Annotated in this window: 5 protein-coding genes; 4 read left to right on the forward strand and 1 reads right to left on the reverse strand. The window is 40.8% G+C overall.

Annotated elements, in window-relative coordinates; all coding sequences use genetic code 11:
- Positions 1 to 132: 132 nt before the first annotated feature.
- Positions 133 to 1086: a hypothetical protein gene (locus ADH49_RS05080; protein WP_048690416.1), complete on the reverse strand. Its 954-nt coding sequence runs from the start codon at positions 1084 to 1086 to the stop codon at positions 133 to 135.
- 151 nt (positions 1087 to 1237) lie between these two features.
- Between ADH49_RS05080 and ADH49_RS05085 the strand changes: the two genes are divergently transcribed.
- The 4 genes from ADH49_RS05085 to ADH49_RS05100 all read left to right on the forward strand — a co-directional run bounded on the left by ADH49_RS05085 (position 1238) and on the right by ADH49_RS05100 (position 2936).
- On the forward strand, positions 1238 to 1804 hold the full coding sequence (locus ADH49_RS05085; protein WP_006597143.1) for a TetR/AcrR family transcriptional regulator: 567 nt from the start codon (positions 1238 to 1240) through the stop codon (positions 1802 to 1804).
- Positions 1805 to 2013: 209 nt separating this feature from the next.
- Positions 2014 to 2361 (forward strand): hypothetical protein, encoded by a 348-nt coding sequence (locus ADH49_RS05090; RefSeq protein ID WP_006596523.1) that lies wholly within the window; start codon positions 2014 to 2016, stop codon positions 2359 to 2361.
- The gene (locus ADH49_RS05095) at positions 2362 to 2718 is read left to right on the forward strand and encodes a class Ib ribonucleoside-diphosphate reductase assembly flavoprotein NrdI (RefSeq protein WP_006596524.1); all 357 of its coding nucleotides are present in this window, start codon (positions 2362 to 2364) and stop codon (positions 2716 to 2718) included.
- A 32-nt stretch (positions 2719 to 2750) separates the two neighbouring features.
- A complete protein-coding gene (locus tag ADH49_RS05100) occupies positions 2751 to 2936 on the forward strand; it encodes a hypothetical protein (protein WP_006596525.1) in 186 nt (61 codons plus the stop codon).
- Positions 2937 to 3085: the final 149 nt, after the last annotated feature.

Raw genomic sequence — 3085 nt, forward strand, 5'->3', positions numbered from 1 at the left:
CGCAGTGGTTGAGTGGGCTCTACTACGCTGATTTCATCAGCTTTTATAGCCCTACTCAACTGTCCGGAGGTGGGACAACGAAATCGAATTCTAATGAATTACCGATTTCTGTCCCACTCTCTTTATGTGATATTACACTCCCAATCGGATATGAGGGAAGTGGTTGTAGAGGTAGTCAAAGGTTGACTGAAGTTTAGTGTCTGTTGTTTTACCAATGTTCTTAATAGGCATTTGGTATTTCTTTTGATTGTTTCGAACAGCAACTAAGGTTGAGTTTCTGTTTGAAGCAACGAAGCCACGATGCATGGTGAGAATGTGGTGGTAGAGATGGACGACCTGTTTGAGATCAATCGCCTTGAAACCTCTATAGTAGGCAATGAGATAGTCTTTATAAACAGCAATTTTCAGCACATCGTCGTGGAAAGAAGCTTGTTCCAGCAGGATATTGAGATTGTTCTTGGCCTCTGGATAGGCTGCATAGATTTCTTCGTAGGCAGCGATATTTTTCTTGCGGCCGATAATTCCTATAACGACAAAGAAAACACAGAGTCCAATCAAAAACAGAATGTAGAACATGAATGCAAGATTGTCAGATTCAAATTCAGTGATAGAGATATAGGAGCTGCTTGACATTACTGTGATGACTTCGGGATTGTCTGCTAGGAGACCGCGAACGAGGCTGCCATAATTAGAGATATATCCCTGATTTTTTTTAGGGGAGTTAGCATTAACATAGGAGCCAACGATTCGGACAGGATTTTTTTCCAGCTCGCCCTTTTTCTCTTTTTCCAAGAGCTGGGCAATCTGTTTGTCTCCCTTTTTAGCCTGCAGACCAACATATCCGTCTTGGTAAGCAACCAGCCAAACTTGAGTATTATCTTCTACTTCAATCAGAGCCTCTGGAAAAATATATGACACTTCAGCATAGACTGCTGAATCTGCTCCGGGATTGCTATTTCGGTCATAGGCAGTCTTGGTGTTGACTTTTTGGTATTGGATAAATCCCATCACTGCAGCAACTGCTAGAAAAATAAAAGTAATTACCAGTAGGGCGATGGTACCCTGGTTACGTCTTTCCTTGAGCATAGCTCAACTTCCAAAATATAGTACAAAAAAATAATTTGATTAGCAAACTATCTTTTTTGTATAGTATAGCATAAATGCTTGACAAATGGCAAGAATGTGTTAAAATATGAATGAATATATAGATTGATTCATTCATAAAAGAGGCATGGAAATGGATAAAAAAAATGAGCTCTTGGCTGCGGCTAGAGAAGTATTTGCAGAAAAAGGCTATAAGGCAGCTGGAATTTCTGATATTGCTAAGAGAAGCCATATGGCTGTCGGATCATTTTACAAGTATTATGAGTCCAAGGAAGCTATCTTCTTGGAGGTTTATGTAGCTGAAAATAGCCATATACGTGAGGGAATCATGCAACGCGTAGACTGGCAGGGCGAGCCCGAGGCAATCGTTGAGCAGCTTTTTGCAGTCACTTTTGAGTTGATTTCACCCAATAAAATTCTGGCTGAGTGGAACAAGCCAGGCATTTCTCAGATTCTGCACGATTACTATAATCAGGATGCCGGACGAGCATCCAATGCCTTTCATCAGTTTCTGATTCAGACCTTCAGCCAGCGCTTGCAGGAAGAGGGCTTTTCGAAGGAGAAAATAGCTGAGATCATGAAGGTTTATGACTTGATTTATTACATAGACATGCATGTCACAGAGCAGGAATTTTCAGGCTACTTCGATAGTCTTGAGACTTTAGTGAAATATTTTGTTAAGGGGATTTTTTCCAAATAGAGGAAATTCCTTTACTTAGAAGCAAGCATGAATGAATTTTTAAAATCATTCATTCATAAACAAAAGGAGGTGATGTCTTATGTAGTGCGAATAGGAATTGGAAGGTATTCAAGAAATGTGATTGGATAAGTATAAAGTGAATTATTTTTTAAAAAGTTTTGAATGAATATTAGAAATCGTTCATTCAAAAACGGAAAGTGAGGAAATGAATGAATAAGCAAGGAGGATTTGCTATGAGCGGATTGGCTATTTTGGGTATCTGTCTGGTGCTGATTGGTCTTTTGACCATTGGTTACGGCGGTGCGACAGTTGGTTTTAGTTTAAGTGTGGATTTTCAGTCATTTTTAGTCGGAGGTCTCATCGTTGTCCTGATCGGAGCAGCTTTGATTCCGGGCTTGCCGGCAGTTGTTAAGCTGACGGCACTGGCTTTGACAACTTTGTCATTGCTGATGTACATTCACATGATGCCAGATTTAGAGTTCATGCTTATGCTCATCTCAGATGTCGTGGTTTTAGGCTTTGCGGCTTGGTTTGCTATCCTTTTTTTAAGAAAGTAGGTGATGAAGATGATTGTAGTTTATGATTCAAATACTGGTATTGGTAAACGATTTGCAGAATCACTGGGCTATCCGACCCAGACTATCAAGGAGAAACTGGAAGAGCCCTGTATTCTCATTACTCGAAATGCTGGTGCTGGGAAAATTCCCTGGTCTACCAAACGCTTTATCAAGAAACATCCTGGGCTGATTAAAGGTTTTGTTAATAATGGTGACTCTGTTAAACACGGCCGGACCTTCTGCGGGGCGACTGCCTTGATTATCGAAAAATATGGGCTCCAGCATATCTGCGATATTGACCGAGGCGGTAGTCCAGAAGATGTCGAGACTGTGCAGGAATTTTTGGCGGAGTGCTAGTCTCATCAAGTTTCGTAAAATGGAGGACTCGTATGTCTAGATTCAAGAAAATTGGGAGCTTGTTTCTGGCTCTGATTTCTGTCTTTATCCTAACGGCCTGCGGGCATGTACAGAAAGAGCCCGACACTTTAGATAAGACGGAAAGAAATTCTTCTAAACAAGAAGAAGCAGATCAGAATCAGGTAGACGCAACTTCCAGTGCGTCACAGAAAGATTGACTTTTTTGTCAAAATAGAAGAGCTTAATTTGTTCAATGATTTTTAGGTCATCTGTTGACCTGTTTTGCGTATCAATAGAGGATGGAACAAAAGTCCTAGCCTCTCAATTGTCTTTGGATTGTCGAGCAAGACGCAGTGGTTGAGTGGGC

The organism is Streptococcus sp. 400_SSPC (assembly GCF_001072745.1).
GTDB lineage: Bacteria > Bacillota > Bacilli > Lactobacillales > Streptococcaceae > Streptococcus > Streptococcus xiaochunlingii.

Excerpts from the sequence above, each read along its gene's own strand:
- ADH49_RS05080 (WP_048690416.1), bottom strand. The coding sequence starts at position 1,086 with ATGCTCAAGGAAAGACGTAACCAGGGTACCATCGCCCTACTGGTAATT.
- ADH49_RS05085 (WP_006597143.1), top strand. The coding sequence starts at position 1,238 with ATGGATAAAAAAAATGAGCTCTTGGCTGCGGCTAGAGAAGTATTTGCA.
- ADH49_RS05090 (WP_006596523.1), top strand. The coding sequence starts at position 2,014 with ATGAATAAGCAAGGAGGATTTGCTATGAGCGGATTGGCTATTTTGGGT.
- ADH49_RS05100 (WP_006596525.1), top strand. The coding sequence starts at position 2,751 with ATGTCTAGATTCAAGAAAATTGGGAGCTTGTTTCTGGCTCTGATTTCT.